The 23,363-nt window shown below is 72.6% G+C and carries 20 protein-coding genes; 8 read left to right on the forward strand and 12 right to left on the reverse strand.

What is annotated here, in order from left to right; genetic code table 11:
- Positions 1-58 precede the first annotated feature (58 nt).
- The 6 genes from CLV28_RS01840 to sucC all read right to left on the reverse strand — a co-directional run bounded on the left by CLV28_RS01840 (position 59) and on the right by sucC (position 7,492).
- On the reverse strand, positions 59-1,879 hold the full coding sequence (locus CLV28_RS01840) for a glycoside hydrolase family 20 zincin-like fold domain-containing protein (protein WP_100421587.1): 1,821 nt from the start codon (positions 1,877-1,879) through the stop codon (positions 59-61).
- Complete coding sequence (locus CLV28_RS01845; protein ID WP_100421588.1) at positions 1,876-2,766, reverse strand: carbohydrate ABC transporter permease; 891 nt, start codon at positions 2,764-2,766, stop codon at positions 1,876-1,878. Before CLV28_RS01845 ends, CLV28_RS01840 begins: the two co-directional genes overlap by 4 nt.
- Positions 2,763-3,743, reverse strand: coding sequence for a carbohydrate ABC transporter permease (locus CLV28_RS01850; RefSeq protein ID WP_100421589.1), 981 nt, complete (start codon positions 3,741-3,743; stop codon positions 2,763-2,765). Before CLV28_RS01850 ends, CLV28_RS01845 begins: the two co-directional genes overlap by 4 nt.
- 70 nt (positions 3,744-3,813) lie before the next feature.
- The gene (locus CLV28_RS01855) at positions 3,814-5,094 is read right to left on the reverse strand and encodes an extracellular solute-binding protein (protein ID WP_100421590.1); all 1,281 of its coding nucleotides are present in this window, start codon (positions 5,092-5,094) and stop codon (positions 3,814-3,816) included.
- A gap of 305 nt (positions 5,095-5,399) precedes the next feature.
- Entirely contained in the window at positions 5,400-6,290 is an 891-nt protein-coding gene (sucD, locus tag CLV28_RS01860; protein WP_100421591.1) for a succinate--CoA ligase subunit alpha, read from the reverse strand.
- A gap of 35 nt (positions 6,291-6,325) precedes the next feature.
- Positions 6,326-7,492: an ADP-forming succinate--CoA ligase subunit beta gene (sucC, locus tag CLV28_RS01865; protein WP_100421592.1), complete on the reverse strand. Its 1,167-nt coding sequence runs from the start codon at positions 7,490-7,492 to the stop codon at positions 6,326-6,328.
- A gap of 205 nt (positions 7,493-7,697) precedes the next feature.
- Between sucC and CLV28_RS01870 the strand changes: the two genes are divergently transcribed.
- Together CLV28_RS01870 and CLV28_RS01875 are read left to right on the forward strand one after the other, a co-directional pair.
- On the forward strand, positions 7,698-9,032 hold the full coding sequence (locus tag CLV28_RS01870) for a chloride channel protein (RefSeq protein WP_157802448.1): 1,335 nt from the start codon (positions 7,698-7,700) through the stop codon (positions 9,030-9,032).
- A gap of 38 nt (positions 9,033-9,070) precedes the next feature.
- On the forward strand, positions 9,071-9,472 hold the full coding sequence (locus tag CLV28_RS01875) for a hypothetical protein (RefSeq protein ID WP_100421594.1): 402 nt from the start codon (positions 9,071-9,073) through the stop codon (positions 9,470-9,472).
- Between the two features lie 166 nt (positions 9,473-9,638).
- On the opposite strand, the gene CLV28_RS01880 is transcribed toward CLV28_RS01875, so the two are convergent.
- Positions 9,639-12,242, reverse strand: coding sequence for a UvrD-helicase domain-containing protein (locus CLV28_RS01880; protein ID WP_100421595.1), 2,604 nt, complete (start codon positions 12,240-12,242; stop codon positions 9,639-9,641).
- Between the two features lie 67 nt (positions 12,243-12,309).
- Here CLV28_RS01880 and CLV28_RS01885 point away from each other — a divergent pair, with 67 nt between their 5' ends.
- Entirely contained in the window at positions 12,310-12,903 is a 594-nt protein-coding gene (locus CLV28_RS01885; protein WP_100421596.1) for a GNAT family N-acetyltransferase, read from the forward strand.
- 123 nt (positions 12,904-13,026) lie between these two features.
- Here CLV28_RS01885 and CLV28_RS01890 read toward each other — a convergent pair whose 3' ends face one another.
- Positions 13,027-13,509: a DUF456 domain-containing protein gene (locus CLV28_RS01890; RefSeq protein ID WP_100421597.1), complete on the reverse strand. Its 483-nt coding sequence runs from the start codon at positions 13,507-13,509 to the stop codon at positions 13,027-13,029.
- A gap of 52 nt (positions 13,510-13,561) precedes the next feature.
- Positions 13,562-13,912, reverse strand: a complete 351-nt coding sequence (locus CLV28_RS01895) for a hypothetical protein (RefSeq protein WP_100421598.1) — start codon at positions 13,910-13,912, stop codon at positions 13,562-13,564.
- Positions 13,913-14,304: 392 nt separating this feature from the next.
- Here CLV28_RS01895 and CLV28_RS01900 point away from each other — a divergent pair, with 392 nt between their 5' ends.
- The 5 genes from CLV28_RS01900 to cobA all read left to right on the forward strand — a co-directional run bounded on the left by CLV28_RS01900 (position 14,305) and on the right by cobA (position 20,435).
- Complete coding sequence (locus tag CLV28_RS01900) at positions 14,305-16,023, forward strand: nitrite/sulfite reductase (RefSeq protein ID WP_100421599.1); 1,719 nt, start codon at positions 14,305-14,307, stop codon at positions 16,021-16,023.
- 152 nt (positions 16,024-16,175) lie between these two features.
- Positions 16,176-16,865 (forward strand): phosphoadenylyl-sulfate reductase, encoded by a 690-nt coding sequence (locus CLV28_RS01905; protein ID WP_239073162.1) that lies wholly within the window; start codon positions 16,176-16,178, stop codon positions 16,863-16,865.
- Positions 16,862-17,839 (forward strand): sulfate adenylyltransferase subunit CysD, encoded by a 978-nt coding sequence (cysD, locus tag CLV28_RS01910; protein ID WP_100421600.1) that lies wholly within the window; start codon positions 16,862-16,864, stop codon positions 17,837-17,839. The genes CLV28_RS01905 and cysD overlap by 4 nt, the downstream gene beginning before the upstream one ends.
- On the forward strand, positions 17,840-19,174 hold the full coding sequence (locus tag CLV28_RS01915; protein ID WP_100421601.1) for a sulfate adenylyltransferase subunit 1: 1,335 nt from the start codon (positions 17,840-17,842) through the stop codon (positions 19,172-19,174).
- Position 19,175: 1 nt separating this feature from the next.
- Complete coding sequence (cobA, locus tag CLV28_RS01920; RefSeq protein ID WP_100421602.1) at positions 19,176-20,435, forward strand: uroporphyrinogen-III C-methyltransferase; 1,260 nt, start codon at positions 19,176-19,178, stop codon at positions 20,433-20,435.
- Positions 20,436-20,516: 81 nt separating this feature from the next.
- On the opposite strand, the gene CLV28_RS01925 is transcribed toward cobA, so the two are convergent.
- The 3 genes from CLV28_RS01925 to CLV28_RS01935 form a co-directional block, all read right to left on the reverse strand.
- Positions 20,517-20,999 carry an aromatic ring-opening dioxygenase LigA gene (locus CLV28_RS01925; protein WP_100422334.1) on the reverse strand — a complete coding sequence of 161 codons (483 nt, stop codon included), beginning with the start codon at positions 20,997-20,999 and terminating at the stop codon, positions 20,517-20,519.
- Positions 21,000-21,293: 294 nt separating this feature from the next.
- Positions 21,294-21,950, reverse strand: coding sequence for a LuxR C-terminal-related transcriptional regulator (locus CLV28_RS01930; protein ID WP_275405048.1), 657 nt, complete (start codon positions 21,948-21,950; stop codon positions 21,294-21,296).
- A complete protein-coding gene (locus tag CLV28_RS01935) occupies positions 21,944-23,263 on the reverse strand; it encodes an ATP-binding protein (RefSeq protein ID WP_483407204.1) in 1,320 nt (439 codons plus the stop codon). Before CLV28_RS01935 ends, CLV28_RS01930 begins: the two co-directional genes overlap by 7 nt.
- Positions 23,264-23,363: the final 100 nt, after the last annotated feature.

Genomic DNA, 23,363 nt, shown 5'->3' on the forward strand with positions numbered 1-23,363 from the left:
GACGCGCGGGCGGGAGACCCGGCCCGGCGCGCCCCCGACACGCTATGCAGCCGACACGCTACGACGCCGCGTCGCGCAGCGACCGGCGCAGCGGCTCGAGCTTCGCGAGGCTGTCCTCGAGCCCGCCGGGCCGCGAGCGCCGCGCCCACAGCGTGCGCTGCGCCGCGACGAGCGCGTCGAGCGTCGCGAGCCGCTCGGCCGCGACGCCCTGCGCCCGGGTCGTGTCGTCGAGCAGGAGCTGCGCGCCGAGCCGGGCGAACCGGGCGCCGTGCGCGACCTCCTCGACGCACAGCGCGGCCTCGTCGCTGCGCGGCTCGACGCGGGCGAGGCTCGCGAGCTCGGCGTCGATCACGTCGATCACGGCCTGCACGCGCGCCGGGTCGAGCGCGTCCATCCCCATGGTGGGTCGGTCCGGGAACACGCGGTTCCACAGCGGCGACGCGTTGAGCGTCGGGACGCCGAGCTCGGCCCAGAGCCGGCCGAGACGGTCGACCGCGGCCCCGACGCGCCCGCTCGGGTCGTCGAGGACGACGCGCGAGGCGACGTCCGCGACGTCGAGGGGTTCGTTGGCGTCGACGCACCACGCGTACGCGCCACCGAGCACCATGGGCACGAACCCGAACACGGGCGGCTCGATCATGCCGTGGTCGCCCCACTGGGTGTTCAGGTACCCGCCCGAGCCGTGCCGACGTGCGGTGCGGGCGGCGTCGACCATGTTCTCGACCGCGTTGTCGATGCGCCCGACGAACGACAGCCAGGTGCTCGTTCCGGGCGCGACCCAGAACCCGATGCCGTGCTCGATGAGGGCGCCGGCACGGTCGGCGAACCCCTTGAGCATCGTCTCGGGCACCATGTCGAACGCCTCGAGGATCGCCTTGAGCTCGGCGGGCAGGGCGCGCGCCCGGTCGAACGTCGCGGGCGAGTCGTAGAGCCACACGATCGGCACGGAGCCCTCGGGCATCGTGGCCGCGTACTCGGGGTGACGGCCCAGGATGTCGGCCCAGTACTGGACCGTGAAGCCCTGCGCGACGAGCGGGTCGACGAGCCGGTGCAGGTGCTCGGCGTAGACCGCGCCGCGCCCCTCGGCCTCGACCCGCGCCGCGCTGCGCCCCATGCCGAGCTCGAACGTCTCGTCGGCGCCGATGTTGACGGTCCGGCTGCGCACCGTGCCGGTGATCTCCGCGATCAGCGCGTGCGCGAAGTCCGCGTTGTCGGGCGTGGGCTCGAGCACCGCGGACGGCATGGGGATGCCGGCCATGGTGAACCCGCCGGGCGCCTCGGCCCGGTCCTGGTACGCCGGGTGCACGAGCCAACGCTCCATGTGGCCGAACACGTTCTGGTTCGCGACCAGCTCGATGCCGTTCTCGTCGCACAGGTCGTCGAGCCAGCGCATGTCGTCGGCCGTGACCGGCGACGCGTCGCGCCACACGTCCTCGTGGTCGGCGTACGCGAACGTGTGCTCGGTGTAGAGCTGGAGCTGGTTGATCCGTGCCGCCGCGCACAGCTCGACGACCCGCGCGAGCGTCGCCCGGGTGGGCACCCGGTCGCGGCTCACGTCGAGCATGAAGCCGCGCACCAGGACGTCGGGCGAGTCCTCGACGAGCACGGGGTCCAGGAGCACTGGGGTGTCCTGCACGGCGCCGGCCTGCACGGACTCTGCCTTCGCGGCGTCGACGAGCTGGGCGTGCGTCTGCCGGCCGTACCGCAGCCCGGCGTCGTCCGCGTGCCGGAGCTCGACCGCGCCGTCCGCGACCCGCAGCACGTACCCCTGCGCGGGGACCTGCGGGTCGAGGACGACGACGGGGGCGATGTCCGCCGGGACGCCGGGGCCGTCGAGCGGCGTCAGCGCGCGAGGCGCGGGGAACAGCGCGGGCGTCATCCCTTGACCGCCCCGGCCGTGAGCCCCGCCGCCATGCGCGTCTGCACGGTCATGAACAGGATGATGACGGGCAGCGCGATGAGCACCGAACCGGCCATGATGCCTCCCCAGTTGGTCGCCTGGTTGGCCCCGGAGAAGGTCTGGAGCCACAGCGGGAGCGTCTCGTTCCCGCCACCCATGACGACGAGCGCGAGGGTGTACTCGTTCCAGGCGGTGATGATCGCGAAGATCGCGGCGGTCACCAGGCCCGGGCCGAGCAGCGGCAGCGTGACCCGGAAGAACGCGCCGAACCGCGTGCAGCCGTCGATCATCGCGGCCTGCTCGAGCTCGACCGGGACGCCGTCGATGAACCCCTTGAGGATCCAGACGTTGAACGGGACGATGATCCCGACGTACAGCAGCGTGAGGCCGAACACCGAGTTCAGCAGGCCCCAGCCGTCGAGCATCTTGTACTGCGAGATGAACAGCGCCTCGGCCGGGATCATCTGGATCACGAGCACCGTCGCGATGAGCGCGCCGCGCCCCGCGAACCGGAACCGGCTGATCGCGACGGCGGTGAGGAACGCGAGGAACACCGCGACGACGACCGCGATCGCGGTCACGCGTGCGCTCACGGACAGCGCCGACCAGAACCGGTCGTCCGAGAGCACGCCCTGGACGTGCTCGAACGTGGGGTGCAGGTTGACGAACACGGGCGTCGAGGAGCGGAACTCGGAGTTCGGCAGCAGCGCCGAGCTGATCATCCAGTAGATCGGGAAGAACCAGATCAGCCCGACGACGACCGCGAACGTGTTGGCGGCGATGCGGACCTTGCGCCCGCGGTGCGGGTTGCGCTGCGGGACGACGGCCTCGTCCTTCGCGCTCGGGGGCGCGGTCGTGGTGCTCATGCCGTCTCCTCCTTGTCGTTCTTGAAGAGCTGGTAGACGTACGGCAGGGTCACGAACACGGTCAGGAACAGCACGATCGTGGCGGTCGCCGAGGCCATGCCGAAGTCCCCCTGGCCGATGCCGAGCCGGAAGATGTACGTGCCGAGGACGTCGGTGTCCTCGAGCGAGGCGCCCGAGTCCTGCAGGATCTTGATCTGCGTGAACACCCGCAGGTCCCAGATGATCTGCAGCAGGCCGATGAGGTAGAGCACGGGCGCGATGACCGGGACGGTCACGAACCGGAACCTCTCCCAGCCGTTGGCGCCGTCGAGCTCGGCCGCCTCGTTGATCTCGTCGGGCACCTGGGCGAGGCCCGAGTAGGCCATGAACGACACGAGGGGCACGGACATCCAGGTCACGATGATCGACGCGATGACGAGCATCCCGGTGGCCTGGCCGAGCCAGTTGTAGTCGTCCTGCCACCACGGCACGGCGCGCTCGAGCACCCAGTTGACAGCGCCGAAGCGCGTGTCGAAGAGCAGCTGCCAGACCGTGAGCGACGAGACGATCGGGATCGACCACACGAGCAGCAGGATGGTCTGGATGAGCGTGCGCGCCCACCCGGACATGCGGATCATCACGAACGCGAAGAACACGCCGATGATCATCGTGACCGCGGCGGTCACGAAGCAGAAGATGAGGGACCGCGCGAACACCTCGTAGGTGTACGGGTCGCTCAGCACCTCCTGGAAGTTCTGGAGGCCGACGAACTCGGCAGGCATGCCGAACGACTGCGCGAGGCCGTACTCCTGGAACGCGAGCACGAACTGCCGCACCAGGGGGTAGCCGAGCGCGAGGGCGACCATGACGACGGCGCCCAGGACGAGCAGGTAGGGCAGCGCGGAACGGCGCTTGACGTTGCGCACGACGGGCGCGGGCGCGTCGTCGGTCGGGGGTGTCGGTCGCTTGGCGCGGACGACGGGGGCGGGGCTGGCCACGGATCACCTCCAGGGTCGGGCCGTGGTGCAGGGGGCGTCGCGGCGCGCGACGCCCCCTGCACCGTGCGGGTCACTTCTTGTTGAGCAGCTCGACCATCTTGGCGTCGTACTCCTTGGCGGTCGCGGCCGGGTCGGCCCCGGTCGCGATGGCCTTCCAGAAGTCCTTGTCGAGGTTCGCGCCCTCGACCAGGGCCCAGTTCTGCGCGGCGGGCGTCAGCTGCGAGTTCGCGGCGACGTCGGCGAGCAGCTTGGCGTTGGGGGCGGTGCCCTGCGCGTCGGCGTAGGTCGTGTTCCCGGGGACCCAGCCGTTCTGCGCCATCATGACCTGGAAGTCCTCGGAGAACAGCAGCTCGAGGACGTCGTTGGCGAGTGCCTGGTTCTTGCTCTTGGCGGCGATGCCGATGTTCGAGCCACCGGCGAACGTCTTGCCGAGCGTGCCGGCCTCGATGCCCGGCAGCGCGAAGACGCCGTAGTCGATGTCGGCCGAGATGTTCGGCTCGGCCCACGTCAGGCCGGAGAACATCGCGACGGAGCCCTCGTTGAAGTCGTTCCACGGCTCCTGCGCGGCGGCGACCGAGTCCTCGGCGCCCAGGACGCTGCCCGCGAACAGGTCAGAGACCTGCTCGAGCGCCTCCTGCGACTCGGGGCTCTCGAGGTTGCCGACCCACTCGTCGCCGTCCTGCACCGCATACTGGCCGCCGTGCGTGTAGAGCCAGCCCTCGAGCGTGTGCTGGTCGACGCCCGCGATGTAGGCGCCCTTGAACCCGTCGACCTTGTTCGGGTTCTTCTCGGTCAGGGTCTTGGCGACCTCGTTGAACTCGTCGAGCGAGGTCGGGACCTCGACGCCGGCCTTCGCGAACGTGTCCTTGTCGTAGTAGAAGATGCGCGAGCCGCCGTAGAAGGGCAGCGTGTACGCCTTGTCGCCGACCGAGCCGGCCGCGATGAACGACTGGATCAGGTCGTCGCCGCCGAGCGCGTCGACCTCGTCCGTGAGCTCGCTGAACGCGCCGACCGCGGTGTACGTGGGCGACTGCGTGTTGCCGACCTCGACGATGTCGGGGGTCTGCGACTCCGACGTCATGGCGGTCTGGATCTTCTCGACGATCCCGTCCCACTGCTGGATCTCGATCGTGAGGGTCGAGCCCTCGTGCTCCTTCTCGAACTCGGTCTTGAGCCACGCCTGGGCGTCGTCGGGGACCGAGCCGTCCATGAACCAGACCTTGAGGTCGGCCGGGGCGGCAGAGGCGCCGTCCTCGGGGGCGGCGCTGTCGTCGCCGCTGGAGCAGGCGGTGAGGGCGAACGACGCTGCGGCGAGCAGCGCGATCGCGCGGGCGGAACGGTTGATCTTCATCGGGTCAGCCTTCCTTCGAGGGCCCGGAGGGTCCGGGTGCGACGCAGCGGCGCGTCGCGGGTCGAGCCTGGTGACCCCGAGGGGTCTAGACCAGTGGTCGTCGTCACACTATGCACTGTCAGGACCCCTTCCTAAAGTCAGTTCGATAACTGTTACCGGACTGTGATCCACGCGACACCTGACCGACACGGTTCGAAACGATTCGTACATCTGCGCAGGTCAGGCCCGGGAACGACGACGGCGCCCGCCCCCTGCGAGAGGGGACGGGCGCCGTCGTGGTGCGGGCGACCGGTGGTCGCCGAGGATCAGGCGGAGAGGATCTCCCGCATGAGCGCGGCGGTCTCGGACGGCGTCTTGCCGACCTTCACGCCCGCGGCCTCGAGGGCCTCCTTCTTGGCCTGCGCGGTGCCCGACGAGCCCGAGACGATCGCGCCGGCGTGGCCCATCGTCTTGCCCTCGGGAGCCGTGAAGCCCGCGACGTAGCCGACGACCGGCTTGGTCACGTGCTCCTGGATGTACGCCGCGGCACGCTCCTCGGCGTCGCCGCCGATCTCGCCGATCATGACGATCGCCTCGGTCTCCGGGTCCGCCTCGAACGCCGCGAGGGCGTCGATGTGCGTCGTGCCGATGATCGGGTCGCCGCCGATGCCGATCGCGGTCGAGAAGCCGAAGTCCTTGAGCTCGTACATCATCTGGTACGTCAGCGTGCCCGACTTCGACACGAGGCCGATCTTGCCGGGGCCCGTGATGTCGGCCGGGATGATCCCGACGTTCGACTTCCCGGGGCTGATGATGCCGGGGCAGTTCGGGCCGACGAGGCGCACGCCCTTCTTCTCCGCGAGCGCGAAGAACTCGGCGGTGTCCTTGACCGGCACGCCCTCGGTGATGATGACCGTGAGCGGCATGCCCGCCTCGATCGCCTCGACGACCGCGGCACCCGTGAAGGCCGGCGGCACGAAGATCACGGAGACGTCGGCGCCCGTGGTCGCCATCGCGTCGGCGACCGACCCGAACACGGGGACGTCGACGGTGCCCTCGCCCGCGGGGAACGAGACCGAGGTCCCGGCCTTGCGCGGGTTCACGCCACCGACGATGTTCGTGCCCGACGCGAGCATGCGCGTCGTGTGCTTCTGCCCCTCGGCACCGGTCATGCCCTGGACGATGACCTTGGAGTCCTCGTTGATGAAGATTGCCATGTCTGTTGTCTGTTCTCTCTCGTCTCGGGCGGGTCTCAGGCGTTGGCCAGCTCGGCAGCCTTGTCGGCGCCGCCGTCCATCGTCTCGGCGAGCGTCACCAGCGGGTGGTTCGCCTCGGTGAGGATGCGACGACCCTCGACCACGTTGTTGCCGTCGAGGCGCACGACGAGCGGCTTGTTGGCCTCGTCGCCGAGGATCTCGAGCGCCTGGACGATGCCGTCGGCCACGGCGTCGCACGCCGTGATCCCGCCGAACACGTTGACGAAGACCGACTTGACCTGCGGGTCGTTGAGGATCACGTCGAGGCCGGCAGCCATGACCGCCGCGGACGCGCCGCCACCGATGTCGAGGAAGTTCGCCGGCTTGACGCCACCGTGCGCCTCGCCCGCGTAGGCGACGACGTCGAGCGTGCTCATGACGAGCCCCGCGCCGTTGCCGATGATCCCGACCTCGCCGTCGAGCTTGACGTAGTTGAGGTCGTTCGCCTTGGCCTTGGCCTCGAGCGGGTCGGCCGCGTCCTTGTCCTCGAGCGCCTCGTGGTCCGCGTGGCGGAACCCGGCGTTCTCGTCGAGCGAGACCTTGCCGTCGAGCGCGACGATCTGGCCGTCCTCGGTCTTGACGAGGGGGTTGACCTCGACGAGCGTCGCGTCCTCCTCCTTGTAGACCGTCCACAGCTTCTGGATCGCGTCGGCGACCTGCGCCTTGACGTCGTCCGCGAAGCCCGCCGCGGTCACGATCTCGTCGGCCTTGGCCTGGTCGATGCCCACGATCGGGTCGACGGCGACCTTCGCGAGCGCCTCGGGGCGCTCGACCGCGAGCTGCTCGATCTCCATGCCGCCCTCGACCGAGCACATGGCCAGGTAGGAGCGGTTCGCCCGGTCGAGCAGCACCGAGAAGTAGTACTCCTCGGCGATGCGCGCGCCCGCGGCGATCATGACGCGGTGGACCGTGTGGCCCTTGATGTCCATGCCGAGGATCTCGGACGCCTTCTCTGCGGCCTCCTCGGGTGAGTGGGCGAGCTTGACGCCGCCCGCCTTGCCGCGCCCGCCGGTCTTGACCTGGGCCTTGACGACCACGGTCCCACCGCCGAGCTGCTCTGCGCCCGCACGAGCCTCCTCCGGCGTGGTCGCGACCACGCCTCCCAGCACGGGAACGCCGTGCTTCTCGAAGATGTCGCGCGCCTGGTATTCGAACAGGTCCACCCTGTTGCGTCCTTCCGTCTGACAAGCCCTGACCGGCTATGGCTGAAGTGTCTCGACATCGAGACATCCCCCTACAGGGTAGACCGCCGCAGGGCCGCGCCCGTAGCCGGTGACCCCGATCACGGGTGTTCCGTCGGCCACATCGGGCCGCGGACGCCGCCCGCGCCCTCTCGCGGTCGACGTCGGCTGGTGCTTGACTTCGCCCGTGACCACGAACGACGCACCCGCACCCCTCGGCCCCCGCGAGACCTGGACCGTGCTCGGCTGGGCCGCGCTCGTGGGTGCGCTCGCCGCGTTCGGGGCCACCGTGTACTCGTCGCTCGTGCACGAGGCCGAGCACCTCGTGTGGGACTCCGCCCCCGAGTCGTTCGGCCACGACGACGCCCCCTGGTGGTGGGTGTTCCTCGTCCTTGCCACCGGAGCCGTCGCGGTCTGGGGCGCCAAGCACCTGCACGGGCACGGCGGCCACCACCCGCTCGACGGTCTCGCGTTCGACATCACGCCCCGCCAGCTCGGCTCGACCCTGCTCGCGGCGTTCGCGACGCTCGTGTGCGGCGCCGTGATCGGGCCCGAGGCGCCGCTGCTCGCGATCGGCACGAGCATCGGGTTCGTCGCGGTCGCGCGCGCCCGCTCGCCGCGCGCGCGCATCCTGGTGCTCGCCGGGGCCGCTGCCGCGCTGGGCGTCGTCATGGGCAACCCGCTGGTGACCGTGCTGCTCGTCCTCGAGGCCGCGCTCCTGATGCCCGGCACCAAGTCGCCGCAGCCACTCGCCCAGCTCGTGCCCGTGCTGCTCGCGCTCGGTACCGGCTACCTGGTCCACGTCGGCATCGCGGACTGGCCGGGCATGAGCACGCCCAACCTCGACGCGGGCGACCTCGGCACGTACCCGACCGTCGCGCCCGTCGACCTCGGCCTCGGGGTCGTGGTCGCCGTCGTCGCGGGCGGGCTCGTGGTGCTCGCGACCCGCTCGGCCGAGGCGCTGCGGCCGCACGCCGACCGGCGTCCGCTGCCCGTGATCCTCGGCGGGGCGCTCCTGCTCGCCGCGATCGCGGTCACGGCCCGCGCGCTCACGGGCGAGGACGTCGACACCGTGCTCTTCTCGGGGCAGTCGACCATGGCCGCGCTGACCGGGGCGAGCGGTGGGGCGCTCGTCGTCATCGCGATCGCCAAGGCCGCGGGCTACGCCCTGAGCCTCGGCACCGGGTTCCGCGGCGGGTCGATCTTCCCCGCCGTGTACCTCGGCATGGCGGTCGGCGCGCTCGGCGCACTCGTGCCGGGCGCGACCCTCCCCGGGCTCGTCGCGTGCGGCATCGCGGCCGGCAGTGCCGCGACCCTCGGCATGCCGCTCACGTCCGTGACCCTCGCGGTGCTCCTCACGGTCGGCGCCGGGCCCGCGGTCACCGTGACCGCGATCCTCGGGGCCGTCGTGGGCGTGCTGCTCAAGGTCGCTCTCGACCGCCGTCGGCGCGGCGTGCGCCCCGACCTGCCCGGCGTCGACGACGACCTGTCCCTGCGCCGCACCGGCACCGAGCCCGCCTGAGTCGGGCCATCGGCAGCGCCGCACGGTACGTTCGCGACATGCTGCCACCCGACTGGATCCCCCACCGCCGCCCCGACGACCGCGAGCCGATCGGCTGGATCCGACCCGCGGGCGACGACTGGGTCGCCGTCTCGCTCCTGGGGCGCGACGTCACCGGCCCGGTCGAGTGGCTCGAGGCCGAGGAGGCGCTCGAGGACGCGGGGCTTCGCTGGCTCGCCGACGTCTGGACCCTCGAGCCCGAGCTCCCCGGCGACCCGCCGCTGCGGGTCCGCATGGTCGAGGTCACGCCCGACCGCGTCGTCGTCCAGACCGACGACCACGGCGCGATCGACGCCCCCGTGACCCGCCACGTGCTGCCCTGGCCCGCGCCCGCACGGCTCCGCCCGCACCGGGCCGGCGACCCCGACGTGGGGAACCCCTTCGGCCGACGGGCTCCCTGAGTCGACAGGGCAATCGGGCCGGCACAGCATCAGGGCCGGCACAGCATCAGGGCCAGCACAGCATCAGGGCCGTCGAAACATCCAAGCCGCCACAGCATCCGGGCCGGCGAAACATCCGGGCCGTCGCAGCCCCCGAGCGCTGGGCGCTCGGCGTCCGGCCGCGTCCTCAGAGCTTGGTGACGGGCGAGAAGCGCAGCAGCAGTCGCTTGGTGCCGTCCGCGCCGAAGTCGACCTTGGCGACGGCGTTCTGCCCGCTGCCCTCGAGCCCCACGACCGTGCCCAGCCCGTACGCGTCGTGCGTCACCCGGTCCCCGACGGCGAGGGACGGGATCGCCCCGGACGCACGGGGCGTCGTCGTCCCGCTGCGTTGCGCCGCCCGGGCGCGCGCCGTCTGCTCGACCTCGCGCCGCGAGTAACCACCCGACGACGAACCACCCGACGACGAGCCGCCCCACGACGAACCGCCCGACGACGAGCCGCCCGCGCCACGGCTCCCCCACCCGCCCGTGAACCCGCCGGGCCCGCGCAGCGCCGACATCGACGACTCACGCCGGCGCCAGTCCCAGAGCTCCTCGGGGATCTCGTCGAGGAACCGGCTCGCGGGGAACTCGTTGGGCGTGCCCCAGGCCGAGCGCACGGCCGCCCGGGAGACGTAGAGCCGCTCGCGGGCGCGCGTGATGCCCACGTACGCGAGCCGACGCTCCTCGCTGAGCTCCGAGTCGTCGTGCAGCGACCGCATGTGCGGGAACGTGCCGTCCTCCATCCCGGTGAGGAACACGACCGGGAACTCGAGGCCCTTCGCGGTGTGCAGCGTCATGAGCGTCACGACGCCCGGGTCCACGACAGGGGCTCCCTCGTGCCCCGCGTCGTCCGAGGACGGGATCTGGTCGGCGTCCGCGACGAGCGAGACGCGCTCGAGGAAGTCCGCCAGGTCACCCTCGGGGTCGGCCTCGCTGAACTCGGTCGCCACCGCGTGCAGCTCGGCGAGGTTCTCGACGCGCGAGGCGTCCTGCGGGTCCTCGCTCGCGCGCAGCTCCGCGAGGTAGCCCGTGCGGTCGAGCACCTCGCCCAGGATTTCCGCGGGGGTCGCCCCGCCCGCGGCGATCTCCCCGAGCTCGCGCATGAGGTCGCGGAACCGGCGCAGCGGGTTGAGGGTGCGGGTGGTCAGGCCGGGGATCTCGTCGCACCGGTCGAGCGCCGCGCCGAACGACGTGCGCTCCGCGTCGGCGAACGCCGCGACCGAGGCCTCGGCGCGGTCACCCAGCCCGCGCTTGGGCACGTTGAGGACGCGACGCACGTTGACGTCGTCGTCCGGGTTGGCGATCGCCCGCAGGTACGCGACCGCGTCCTTGATCTCGCGCCGCTCGTAGAACCGGGTGCCGCCGACGACCTTGTAGGGCAGCCCGACGCGGATCAGGACCTCCTCGAGCGCGCGGGACTGCGCGTTGGTCCGGTAGAAGATCGCGACGTCGCCCGGCCGGACGCCGTCCGCGTCCCCGAGCGCGTCGATCTCCTTGGCCACGAACCGGGCCTCGTCGTGCTCGTTGTCCGCGACGTAGCCGACGATCTGGCGTCCCGGCCCGGCGTCGGTCCACAGCCGCTTGGGCCGGCGGTCCGGGTTGCGCGAGATCACGGCGTTGGCGGCGCTCAGGATGTTCTGCGTCGAGCGGTAGTTCTGCTCGAGCAGGATCGTGCGCGCGTCCGGGTAGTCGGCCTCGAACTCGAGGATGTTGCGGATCGTCGCGCCGCGGAACGCGTAGATCGACTGGTCGGCGTCGCCGACGACCGTGAGCTCGGCGGGCGCGACGTAGCCCGCCGGGACGTCCTGCGGCGCGGCGTCCGCGGGCACCTCGGCGACGCCCGTGAGCTCGCGCACGAGCACGTACTGCGCGTGGTTCGTGTCCTGGTACTCGTCGACCATGATGTGCCGGAACCGGCGGCGGTAGTGCTCGGCGACGGCCGGGTGCTCCTGCAGCAGGTGCACGGTGGTCATGATGATGTCGTCGAAGTCGAGCGCGTGCGCCTGCACGAGCCGCTGCTGGTAGCGCGTGTAGACGTCCGAGAGCACCTTGTCGAACGAGCCGCCCGAGCGTGACCCGTCCTCCGTGGCCGCGGCCTGGCGCGCGTACTCCTGCGGCCCGACGAGCTCGTTCTTGAGGTCGGAGATCTTGTTCGAGAGCGTGCGCGCCGGGTACTTCTTGACGTCCAGGTCGAGCTCGCGCGAGACCATCGTGACGAGGCGCTGCGCGTCGGCCGCGTCGTAGATCGAGAAGCTCGAGCGCAGCCCCAGCGCCTTGGCCTCCTTGCGCAGGATCCGCACGCACGCCGAGTGGAACGTCGAGACCCACATGTTCCGGGCCGCGGGTCCCACGAGGGCGGCCACGCGCTCGCGCATCTCCGCCGCGGCCTTGTTCGTGAAGGTGATCGCGAGGATCTCGCCCACGCGCGCGCGGCGCGTCGCGAGCAGGTAGCCGATGCGGTGCGTGAGCACGCGGGTCTTGCCCGACCCCGCGCCCGCGACGATCAGCAGCGGGCTGCCCGCGTGCTCGACCGCGGCGCGCTGCTGCGGGTTGAGCCCCGCGACGAGCGCCTCGGGGTCGAGGTGCGCGAACGGGCTCTGCCGCGGCGCCGACGGCTCGTCGGCGTCGCCCCAGCCCAGGGGCTCCTCGGCGTCGGGGACGTCGTCGTACCCGCCGTCGCGGTGCAGCGAGGGCAGGCGCGCGAGGTCGTCGAGGCCGGGCAGCGGAAGGTTCTCGAAGAGCGATGTCATAGCCCTCCCAGCCTAGGACCACCCGCCCACAGCGCCGCCCGCGAGCGCGGTGGCAGAATCCCGGCCCATGGACCTCACCGCACCCGTGACGCTCACCGGACGCACGGTCGAGCTCGTCCCGCTGAGCCACGAGCACCACGCGGGGCTCGTGGAGGCCGCGCGCGACGGCGAGTCGTGGCGCCTGTGGTACACGAGCGCCCCCTCGCCCGAGGGCATGACCGCCGAGATCGACCGCCGGCTCGCGCTCGCGCAGGCGGGCTCGATGCTGCCGTTCACGGTCGTGCGGCGCGAGACCGGTGAGGTCGGCGGCATGACCACCTACATGAACGTCGACGCCACGCACCGGCGCGTCGAGATCGGGTCGACCTGGCTGCGTCTCGGGGCCCGGCGCACGAGCATCAACACCGAGGCCAAGCTCCTGCTCCTGCGGCACGCGTTCGAGGAGCTGCGCGTCAACGCGGTCGAGCTGCGCACGCACTGGCACAACCAGCAGTCGCGCGCCGTGATCGAGCGGCTCGGTGCCCGGCTCGACGGCGTGCTGCGCAACCACATGGTGCTGCCCGACGGCTCGCTGCGCGACACGGTCGTGTACTCGATCCTGCCGCACGAGTGGCCCGCGGTGCGCAACGGCCTGCGGGCGGCGCTCGACCGCCACGCCTGACCCGGCCCACCCGCCGTCCGGCACGGGGCGGACGGCGGGTGGGCCGGGTCACCGCGGGTCACGGCAGGTCCGGGCCGGGTCACGGCGGGCCTGCCACGCCCGTCCGGCCTGCGTCGGTCCTCGTCAGGTCAGGACGAGCCCGACGACCCACGCGCCGGTCGCGACGAGCGCGCCCGCGAGCTCGACGAGGATCGAGATGCCCGTCGCCTGGAGCGCGACCACGGTCGCCCGCCAGGCCGGGCCCGCGGCGCGCCGTCGGACGAGCTCGGCGAGCCACACGCCTGCGACGAACCCGACGAGCAGGCCGACGACCGGGATCACGAAGAACCCGACCACGCCCGCGACGCCGCCCCACACGAGCGTCGACGACGAGATCTCGTGGCGGAGCAGGTGGCGCCCGGCGAGCAGGTACTTGACCACCGCGGCGACGACGACCGCGGCCGCCCCGACGGCGAAGCACACCCACGCCGTCGTCCCGCCGGTCACGACCGCCCACACGAGCACGGCGCCGAGGACGATCACCGATCCCGGGAGCACCTGGACGACGACGCCCGCGAGACCGACCGCGATCACGAGGCCGACGAGGACCTCCCCCCAGGCGCTCACGCGACCCGCCGATCCACGATCGACGGGCCGTGCGGGTGGGGGCTCACGGGGTTCAGACGAACACCGCGACGACGATGTTGACGAGCGTCAGCGCGCCGATCGAGTGCTTGAGCGCGGGCGAGAGGTCGTCGCCCTTGCGGGTCGCGACGAAGGCGAGCACGGCGATGACGACCGCGACGACGAGCTTGATGCCGATCTTGGTCATGCTCGGCCCGCCGTCGTCCCAGAGGCCGCCCATCTCGGCGACGCCGACCATGAGCACGCCGGCGACGGCGGCGGTGGCGGCGCCGTGGAAGACGCCCTTGCTGATGCCCGGGCCCTTGAGGCTCGCGAAGTACCCGCCGAGGACCATGGCCCAGCCGACGAAGTGCAGGACGGTGAACACGTTGTAGACGATTTCCATGCCCCGCATCCTAGTTTGCTGACACCGGTGTCGTGAAAGCGTCACAGGGGTTTCGGGGTGTGAGATCCGCCCGCCCCCGCAGCTCGCCCCGCACGCCGCCCGTGAGACGCGGGTCCACCATCCGGACCGTGTCTTCCGGCTCGCAAGACGGCCCTGTACCGTACTGGCATGCACACGGCCCGGAACCTCGACCTCACGCAGCGCCTCGCCGCGCTCTGCGTCATGTCGACGTGTCCGGACAACAGCTGTCGCTGTTGTTGATTCGCGCCTGACTCCGCGCGGCCCGAGGCCGCGCACGCACGAGTGGGCGCGCGACGCCGGCTCTCGTGCCCCACGGCCCGAGCCCTGATGCCTGCGCCCCGCGCGCCCTTGATCCCCCATCGAGGAGCACGATGACGCCGCCCGTCACCCCCGGCAGCACCACGGAGCACGCCCCCGCGCGCCCGGCACGACCCGCCCGGCCCAACGGCCAGTGGAAGGTCGACGGCACCACGCCGCTCAACCACAACGAGCAGTTCAAGCAGGACGACTCGGGCCTCAACGTCCGCCAGCGCATCATCGACGTGTACTCCAAGGAGGGGTTCGACTCGATCTCGGGAGACGACCTCCACGGACGATTCCGCTGGTGGGGCCTGTACACGCAGCGCAAGCCCGGCATCGACGGCGGCAAGACCGCGACGCTCGAGCCGCACGAGCTCGAGGACAAGTACTTCATGCTCCGCGTGCGCATCGACGGCGGTGCGCTCACGACCGAGCAGCTGCGCGTCATCGCCGGCATCTCGGAGGACTTCGGCCGCGACAGCGCCGACATCACCGACCGCCAGAACATCCAGCTGCACTGGATCGAGGTCGAGGCCGTCCCCGAGATCTGGGACCGCCTCGAGGCGGTCGGCCTCGGCACGACCGAGGCCTGCGGCGACGTTCCGCGCGTCGTCCTCGGCAGCCCGGTCGCCGGGATCGCGGCCGACGAGCTGATCGACCCCGCGCCGTCCATCGCCGCGATCACCGAGAAGTACATCGGCATCCCCGAGCTCGCGAACCTCCCGCGCAAGTTCAAGACCGCGATCACGGGGCACCCGAGCCAGGACGTCGTGCACGAGATCAACGACGTCGCGTTCGTCGCGCACGAGCACCCCGAGCTGGGCGTCGGCTACGACGTGTGGGTCGGCGGCGGCCTGTCCGCGAACCCGCGCCTGGGCGAGCGCCTCGGCGTGTTCGCGACGCCCGAGCAGGTGCCCGACGTCTGGCACGGCGTCGCCCAGATCTTCCGCGACTACGGGTTCCGCCGGCTGCGCAACAAGGCCCGCCTGAAGTTCCTGCTCGCCGACTGGGGGCCGGAGAAGTTCCGCCAGGTGCTCCAGGACGAGTACCTGGGCTACGCGCTGCCCGACGGCCCGCCCGCCCCGCAGCCGAACCAGCCGGGCGACCACATCGGCGTGCACAAGCAGCGCGACGGCCTCAACTACGTCGGCGCCGCGCCGTACGTGGGCCGGGTCTCCGGCCCGACGCTGCGTGCCGTCGCCGACCTCGCGGAGTCCGCGAGCTCGTACCGCGTGCGCCTGACCCCGCACCAGAAGCTCCTCGTGCTCGACGTGCCCGACGAGCACCTCGACCGCGTCGTCTCCGAGCTCAAGGCCCTCGGCCTCGACGCGAACCCGAGCCCGTTCCGCCGCAGCACCATCGCGTGCACGGGCATCGAGTACTGCAAGCTCGCGATCGTCGAGACCAAGGCCGCGGCGACGCGCGCCATCGACGACCTCGAGAAGCGGCTCGGCGACCTCTCGGGCATGAAGCCGCTGTCGCTGCACATCAACGGCTGCCCCAACTCGTGCGCCCGCATCCAGACCGCCGACATCGGGCTCAAGGGCCAGCTCGTCACGAACGACGACGGCGAGCAGGTCCCGGGCTTCCAGGTGCACCTGGGCGGCGGGCTGGCCTCGGACGACCGCGCGGACGCCGGCCTCGGGCGGACCGTGCGCGGCCTCAAGGTCACCAACGACGACCTCCCGGACTACGTCGAGCGCGTCGTGCGTTCCTACGAGGCGAACCACGAGGGCGACGAGACGTTCGCCCAGTGGGCTCACCGAGCCGACGAGGAGGCACTCAAGTGACCGGGACCACCCAGCCTGCGACGTCCGACCCCCTGGCAGCGCTGCGCGCCGCCGCCCAGGCCCGCACGGCCGCCCGCGAGGCCGGGCGCGCCGAGGCCGCGGCGGCGCGCGCCGCCGCGGCGCCCAAGCGCTCGGTCGACGAGCTCAAGGCGATCGTCGAGCGCGGCCAGGCCGAGCTCGGCGGCTCCGGGATCGGGGCCGACGACGAGGCGACGCCCGAGCAGGTCGTGGCGTGGGCCGCGCGCGAGTTCGGCACGTCGATCGCGGTCGCGTGCTCGATGGCGGACGCCGTGCTCCCGCACCTGGTCGCGCAGGCCGCGCCCTGGGTCGACGTGCTGTTCCTCGACACCGGCTACCACTTCGCGGAGACCTACGGCACGCGCGACGCGGTCGAGCAGACCCTCGAGGTCACGATCGTCGACGTCAAGCCCGAGCTGAGCGTGGCCGAGCAGGACGCCGCGCACGGCAAGGACCTGTTCGCGCGCGACCCGGGCCTGTGCTGCGCGATGCGCAAGGTCGAGCCGCTGCACCGCTCGCTCCAGGGCTACGAGGTGTGGGTCACGGGCGTGCGCCGCGACGAGGCGCCGACCCGCGCGAACACCCCGCTGGTCACGTGGGACGACAAGAACGGGCTGGTCAAGATCAACCCGGTCGCCGCGTGGTCGTTCGACGACCTGCTCGGCTACGCCGCGCGTCACCAGGTCACCATGAACCCGCTGCTGAACGACGGCTACCCGTCGATCGGCTGCGCCCCCTGCACCAAGCGCGTCGCCCCCGGCGACGACCCTCGCTCCGGCCGCTGGGCCGGCCTCGACAAGACGGAATGCGGGCTCCACGTATGACGATCGACCTGACCGACAAGGACGACCCGGTGACCCAGGTGACCTCGACCCTCCCGACCGACGGCGCGGCCGCGGGCACGCACCGCCTCTCGCAGCTCGACGCGCTCGAGAGCGAGGCGATCCACATCTTCCGGGAGGTGGCCGCCGAGTTCGAGCGTCCCGTGCTGCTGTTCAGCGGCGGCAAGGACTCGGTCGTGATGCTCCACCTCGCGACCAAGGCGTTCTGGCCCGCTCCCGTGCCGTTCCCCGTGATGCACGTCGACACGGGGCACAACTTCCCCGAGGTGCTCGCGTACCGTGACGCCACGGCCGACCGCCTGCGCCTGCGCCTCGAGGTGCAGCGCGTGCAGGACTACATCGACGACGGCCGCCTGCGCGAGCGCGCCGACGGCACGCGCAACCCGCTGCAGACGCAGCCGCTGCTCGACGGCATCGCCGAGCACCGGTTCGACGCCGTGTTCGGCGGCGGGCGTCGTGACGAGGAGAAGGCGCGCGCCAAGGAGCGCGTGTTCTCGCTGCGCGACGAGTTCGGCTCGTGGGACCCCCGCAACCAGCGCCCCGAGCTGTGGAACCTCTACAACGGCCGGCACCGCCCGGGCGAGCACGTGCGCGTGTTCCCGCTGAGCAACTGGACCGAGCTCGACGTGTGGCAGTACATCGCACGCGAGGGCATCGACCTGCCGGGCCTGTACTACGCGAGCGAGCGCGAGGTGTTCGAGCGCGACGGCATGCTGCTGGCCGTGGGCCCGTTCTCGCAGCCGCGCGAGGGCGAGACCGTCGAGACGCGCCTGGTGCGCTACCGCACCGTGGGCGACATGTCGTGCACGGGCGCCGTCGAGTCGGACGCGCGCGACGTCGAGGCGGTCATCGCCGAGGTCGCCGCGACCCGCATCACCGAGCGGGGCGCGACCCGCGCCGACGACCGCATCTCCGAGGCCGCCATGGAAGACCGCAAGAAGGAGGGGTACTTCTAAATGAGCGCCCAGACCGTCGAGACCATCCGCACGTCGACCCTCCTGCGCCTCGCCACGGCGGGGTCCGTCGACGACGGCAAGTCGACCCTCGTGGGTCGCCTGCTGTTCGACTCCAAGTCGGTGCTCGCCGACCAGATCGAGGCCGTCGAGCGAGTGTCGCGCGACCGCGGCCTCGAGACCGCCGACCTCGCCCTCCTCACGGACGGCCTGCGCTCGGAGCGCGAGCAGGGCATCACGATCGACGTCGCGTACCGGTACTTCGCGACCGCGCACCGCGCGTTCATCCTGGCCGACTGCCCCGGGCACGTGCAGTACACGCGCAACACGGTCACGGGCGCGTCGACCGCGGACGCGCTCGTGCTGCTGATCGACGCCCGCAAGGGCCTGCTCGAGCAGACGCGTCGCCACCTGGCGGTCGCGAGCCTGCTGCGCGTGCCGCACATCGTGGTCGCCGTGAACAAGATCGACCTGGTCGACTACTCGCAGGAGCGCTACGAGGAGCTCGCGGCCGAGATCCGTGCGACCGCCGCGTCGCTCGGCGTCGCGGACGTGCACCCGCTGCCCGTCTCGGCGCTCGTCGGCGACAACGTCGTGGACCGCCTGGGCAACACGCCCTGGTACGAGGGCCCGACGCTGCTCGAGCTGCTCGAGTCGCTGCCCACGGCCGACGAGCCCGACGTCGAGTCGTTCCGGTTCCCCGTCCAGCTCGCGATCCGCCCGCAGGGCGCCGCGATCTCGGAGGAGTACCGCGACTACCGCGGCTACGCGGGGCAGGTCGCCTCGGGCGTCGTGCGTGTCGGCGACCCGGTCGTGGTGCTCCCCTCGGGGCGCCGCACCACGGTCGAGGGCATCGACACCGCGGACGGCACGCTCGACGAGGCGTTCGCGCCGCAGTCGGTCACGCTCCGCCTCGCGGACGAGGTCGACGTCTCGCGCGGCGACCTGATCGCGGCCGCGGACGACGCCCCCGAGGTCACGCAGGACGTCGAGGGCATGGTCGCGTGGCTGGGTGACGGCACGCTTCGCCCCGGCGCGACGGTGCTGCTCAAGCACACGACCCGCACGGTGCGGGCCAAGGTCAAGGACGTCGTCGGACGCCTCGACCTGGACGCCGCCGAGCTGGTCTCGGCGGACGAGCTCGCGCTCAACGACATCGGTCGCGTGACGCTGCGCCTCGCGTCGCCGATCGCGGCCGAGGAGTACGTGGTCGCGCGCCGCACGGGCGCGTTCCTGCTGATCGACGCGCACGACGGCATGACGCTCGCGGCGGGCATGGTGGGCGACGCGCTCGCCGCCGTCCGCCACGGCGACCTGACCGCCAGCTACGCGATCTGACGTGACGACCGGACCTGCCGCGGGCGCGGCCGAGCCGCTCTACCCGCTCGGCCTGCGCGTCGCGGGCCGAGCGGTCGTCGTGGTCGGCGGCGGCCCGGTGGCCGCGCGCCGCGCGCTCGGGCTGCTCGCGGCGGGCGCCCACGTGACCGTCGTCGCGCCGTTCGCGTGCGAGGACGTGGTCGAGCGGGCCGCGGCGCACGAGCTCGTGTGGGTGCGCCGCGACTACCTCGCGGGTGACCTGGACGGCGCGTGGCTCGTGCACACCGCGACGGGCGACCCGGTCGTCGACGCGCTCGTCGCGGCCGACGCCGAGCTCGACCGGATCTTCTGCGTGACCGCGGGCGACGCCGAGGTCGGCTCGGCCTGGGTCCCGGCGGTCGCACGCACGACGCTCGAGGACGGCGCGCAGGTCACGGTCGCCGTCTCCGCGGGCCGGGACCCGCGCCGTGCGCAGCGCGTGCGCGACGCGGTCGCGGCCCAGCTCGACGCGGGCGTGCTGCCCGTGCGCCGGGTCCGCCCGACCGCGGCCGAGGGTCGGACGACGCCGGGCCGGGTCGCGCTCGTGGGCGGTGGCCCCGGCGACACGGGCCTCGTCACCGCGCGCGGTCGTGCGCTCGTCGCGCAGGCCGACGTCGTCGTGGTCGACCGTCTGGGCCCGCGCGGGCTGCTCGACGACCTCGCGGACGACGTGGTCGTCGTCGACGTCGGCAAGACGTCGGGCCACCACCCCGTCCCGCAGCACGAGATCAACGCGATCCTGGTCGAGCACGCACTCGCCGGGCGCCAGGTGGTGCGGCTCAAGGGCGGCGACCCGTACGTGTTCGGCCGCGGCGGCGAGGAGGCCGAGGCCTGCCGCGAGCACGGCATCGAGGTCGAGGTCGTGCCGGGCGTCACGAGCGCCGTGTCGGTGCCCGCGGCCGCCGGGATCCCGGTGACGCACCGGGGGCTGTCGCGCGGTTTCACGGTGCTCACGGGGCACGAGGACATCGGCCGCGTGCCGGCGGCGCCCGACCACACCGTCGTCCTGCTCATGGGGGTCTCGCGCCTCGCGGAGTCCGCGGCGGCGCTCGTCGAGGCCGGGCGGTCGCCCGAGACCCCGGTCGCCGTGGTCGAGGACGGCTACGGCCCCCGGCAGCGGACGACGGTCGGCACCCTCTCGACGATCGCCGAGGTCGCGGCCGCGGCGGGCGTGCGTCCGCCCGCGGTGACCGTGGTCGGCGAGGTCGTGCGGCTCTCCCCCGCGTGGGTCGAGGCCGGCTGACCCCGGACGTACGACGAAGGGCCCCGGCGGTGCCGGGGCCCTTCGTCGTCCGTGCTCGTGCTGCGTCAGACGTCTCTCGCGTCAGACGTTCTCGGGGATCCGCTCGTGGGTGCGGGCGTCGAGCGCCGGGGTCTCACCCTTGCTCGAGCCGAGCTTGGTGAAGGCGACGCCGACGACGCCGAACAGGACGCCGAGCCCGATCACAAGGGCCGAGACGCCGTAGGCGACGACCGAGGTGAACAGCGAGGCCCGCAGGAACGAGGCGTTCATCGCGGTGGCGCGTGCCGGGTCGTCCTGGTCGAGCTGCGCGTAGGTCAGGCCACCGGTCGCCTCGAGCGCGTGGTGGTCGATGATCTCGGCCTGCGCGTAGGCCGAGAACGGCCCGTCGACCTCGTCGCCGGCGAGGAAGTCCGCGTCCTCCGAGACGGTGATCTGCTGCTCGCTGAGCTGCGAGCTCACGGTCGCCCAGGTCACGGCCCCTGCCAGGATCATCACGACCGCCGCGACGATCGAGATGATGCCCGTCCATCGGACGAACTTCTTGGTGCTCTGCGTGGTGCTCATCATCGTTCCCCTCGTCCCCTCTAGTGAAAGTTTTCACAATTAATCTACCGCGGCAGGATGCCGTTGTACATGTGAACTCCTTCACAAGCGGCCCGGGGTGCTCCCCCGCCGCGACCGCCGACCGCCGACCGCGCCATCTGCCCGCTGAACCCGGTGAACCCACCGCCGAGCGCGCCATCTGTCCGCTGAACCCGGTGAACCCACCGCCGAGCGCGCCATCTGTACCGCAAAACGGCGAAAACCCGAGACAGATCGCGCGGTCGGCGGTGGGTCGGCAGCGGTGGGTGCCGGCCGTCAGAGCAGACGGCGCTGGGCGGCCCAGCGGGTCAGCTCGTGCCGTGAGGACAGCTGGAGCTTGCGCAGCACCGCGGAGACGTGCGTCTCGACCGTCTTGATCGAGATGAACAGCTCCGAGGCGACCTCCTTGTAGGCGTACCCGCGCGCGATGAGCCGCATGACCTCCTGCTCGCGCGCCGAGAGCCGGTCGAGCTCGTCGTCGGCGATCGCGACGTCCGCCGCCGAGGTGCCGAACGCGTCGAGCACGAACCCCGCGAGCCGCGGCGAGAAGACGGCGTCCCCGCCCGCGACCTGCACGACCGCGGCCGAGAGGTCCGGGCCCGAGATCGCCTTCGTGACGTATCCCCGGGCGCCGGCGCGGATCACCGCGACGACGTCCTCCGCGGCGTCCGAGACCGACAGCGCCAGGAACCGGGTGCCGGGCAGGAGGTCCTGCGAGCGCCGCAGCACCTCGGCGCCGCCGCCGCCCGCGCCGCCCGGCAGGTGCACGTCGAGCAGCACGACCGTGGGGCGCAGCCGATGGACGGCCTCGACCGCGTCGTCGACCGCGTCGGCCTCGCCCACGACCCGCACGCGGCCGTCGAGGCTCGCGCGCACCCCCGCCCGGAACATGTGGTGGTCGTCCACGAGGACCACGTCGACCGGTGTCACGATCCCTCTCCTGCCCGCTGCTCGCCCGTGGCCTGCGCCCGGGCCGTCGTCCGCGGCACGCTCATGCGCACCTCCGTGCCCCATCCTGGCCTGCTCACGACCTCGGTCGTCCCGCCGCGCCGCGCGACCCGGCCGCGGATCGACTCGCGCAGCCCGAACCGGTCGGGGGCGACGTCGTCGGGGTCGAACCCGTCGCCGCGGTCGCGCACGAACGCCTCGACGTGCTCGTCCCGGACCTCGACGTACACGGAGACCGGCGGGGCGCCGTGCGCGACGGCGTTGACGAGCGCCTCGCGCGTGGCCTGCAGCAGCGCCGCGGTCTGGTCGTCCGGAGCGCAGTCACCGACCACGACCACGTCGACCGCGACGGCGGCCGAGACGCCGTCGGCCTGCGCGATGCGCGTGTCCTCGACCTCGCCCACGAGCGTGCGCACCTCGGCCGCGACCGAGGTGCCGGGCGAGGGCCGGTCGTTGTAGAGCCACTCGCGCAGCTCGCGCTCCTGGCTGCGGGCCATGCGCGCGACCGCCTCGGGGTCGTGCGAGGCACGCCGGATCAGCGCGAGCGTCTGCAGCACCGAGTCGTGCAGGTGCGCCGCGATGTCGGCGCGCTCGGCCTCGCGCGCCCGCGCGGCACGCTCGTCGCCGAGCTCGCGCACGAGGCGCAGCCACCAGGGCGCGAGCACCACGACCACGCCGGCGAGCACCGCGAGCGCCGCGACGGCGGCCCGCAGCACGGTCGACACGCTCGACCCCTGCACCACGAGCAGCACGACGCCCACGACCACGAGGGCGAGGCCGCCCACGAGCCGCAGCACGCCCGCGGGCGTGCGTCCACCCGCCTGCGAGAGCCACCGGCCGCGCTGCGCGGCGTCGAGCTGGCTCCACGCGAGTCCCACGCCCGCGAGCGCGACGAGCACGGGGAGCATCCAGCTCCCGGCGACGTCGACGCCGTGGCGGGCGGCCAGGAGCAGCGCGGCCGCGCCGAGCAGGATCAGGCCGAGCGCGACGTCCCGCACCGGGAGCCGTCGCCCCGCCTCGACGGGGCGGCGGGCGAGGCGGGACAACGCGGCGGGCCGGGCGGCCGCGGCGTCGCGGTCGGCGTCCGCGCTCGGCACCGTGACCCACCAGAAGACGTAGAGGAGCACGCCCGCCCCGCCCGCGAGGCCGAGGAACACCATCGCGACGCGCACGCCGCCCAGCGGCAGGCCGAGGTGCGTGGCGAGGGCACCGCACACGCCCCCGACCACGCGCCCCTGCTCGGGGCGACGCATCGGGGGGCGGGCCACGGGCCGCGCGGTCGTCGGGTTCGGCTGCACCCCCTGATCGTCACACGTCCCGCGCGCTCAGGAGCCCGCCGGGGCCTAGGACCAGGGTGCTCGGGGGCGAGAACCAGGGTCGGCTCAGGGTGGCACCTGA

The organism is Sediminihabitans luteus (genome assembly GCF_002797595.1).
Classification (GTDB): domain Bacteria; phylum Actinomycetota; class Actinomycetes; order Actinomycetales; family Cellulomonadaceae; genus Paraoerskovia; species Paraoerskovia lutea.

Excerpts from the sequence above, each read along its gene's own strand:
- cysD (WP_100421600.1), top strand. The coding sequence starts at position 16,862 with ATGACGATCGACCTGACCGACAAGGACGACCCGGTGACCCAGGTGACC.
- CLV28_RS01855 (WP_100421590.1), bottom strand. The coding sequence starts at position 5,094 with ATGAAGATCAACCGTTCCGCCCGCGCGATCGCGCTGCTCGCCGCAGCG.
- CLV28_RS01885 (WP_100421596.1), top strand. The coding sequence starts at position 12,310 with ATGGACCTCACCGCACCCGTGACGCTCACCGGACGCACGGTCGAGCTC.
- CLV28_RS01925 (WP_100422334.1), bottom strand. The coding sequence starts at position 20,999 with ATGAGCACCACGCAGAGCACCAAGAAGTTCGTCCGATGGACGGGCATC.
- sucD (WP_100421591.1), bottom strand. The coding sequence starts at position 6,290 with ATGGCAATCTTCATCAACGAGGACTCCAAGGTCATCGTCCAGGGCATG.
- CLV28_RS01875 (WP_100421594.1), top strand. The coding sequence starts at position 9,071 with ATGCTGCCACCCGACTGGATCCCCCACCGCCGCCCCGACGACCGCGAG.
- CLV28_RS01880 (WP_100421595.1), bottom strand. The coding sequence starts at position 12,242 with ATGACATCGCTCTTCGAGAACCTTCCGCTGCCCGGCCTCGACGACCTC.
- CLV28_RS01900 (WP_100421599.1), top strand. The coding sequence starts at position 14,305 with ATGACGCCGCCCGTCACCCCCGGCAGCACCACGGAGCACGCCCCCGCG.
- CLV28_RS01895 (WP_100421598.1), bottom strand. The coding sequence starts at position 13,912 with ATGGAAATCGTCTACAACGTGTTCACCGTCCTGCACTTCGTCGGCTGG.
- CLV28_RS01915 (WP_100421601.1), top strand. The coding sequence starts at position 17,840 with ATGAGCGCCCAGACCGTCGAGACCATCCGCACGTCGACCCTCCTGCGC.
- CLV28_RS01845 (WP_100421588.1), bottom strand. The coding sequence starts at position 2,766 with ATGAGCACCACGACCGCGCCCCCGAGCGCGAAGGACGAGGCCGTCGTC.
- CLV28_RS01840 (WP_100421587.1), bottom strand. The coding sequence starts at position 1,879 with ATGACGCCCGCGCTGTTCCCCGCGCCTCGCGCGCTGACGCCGCTCGAC.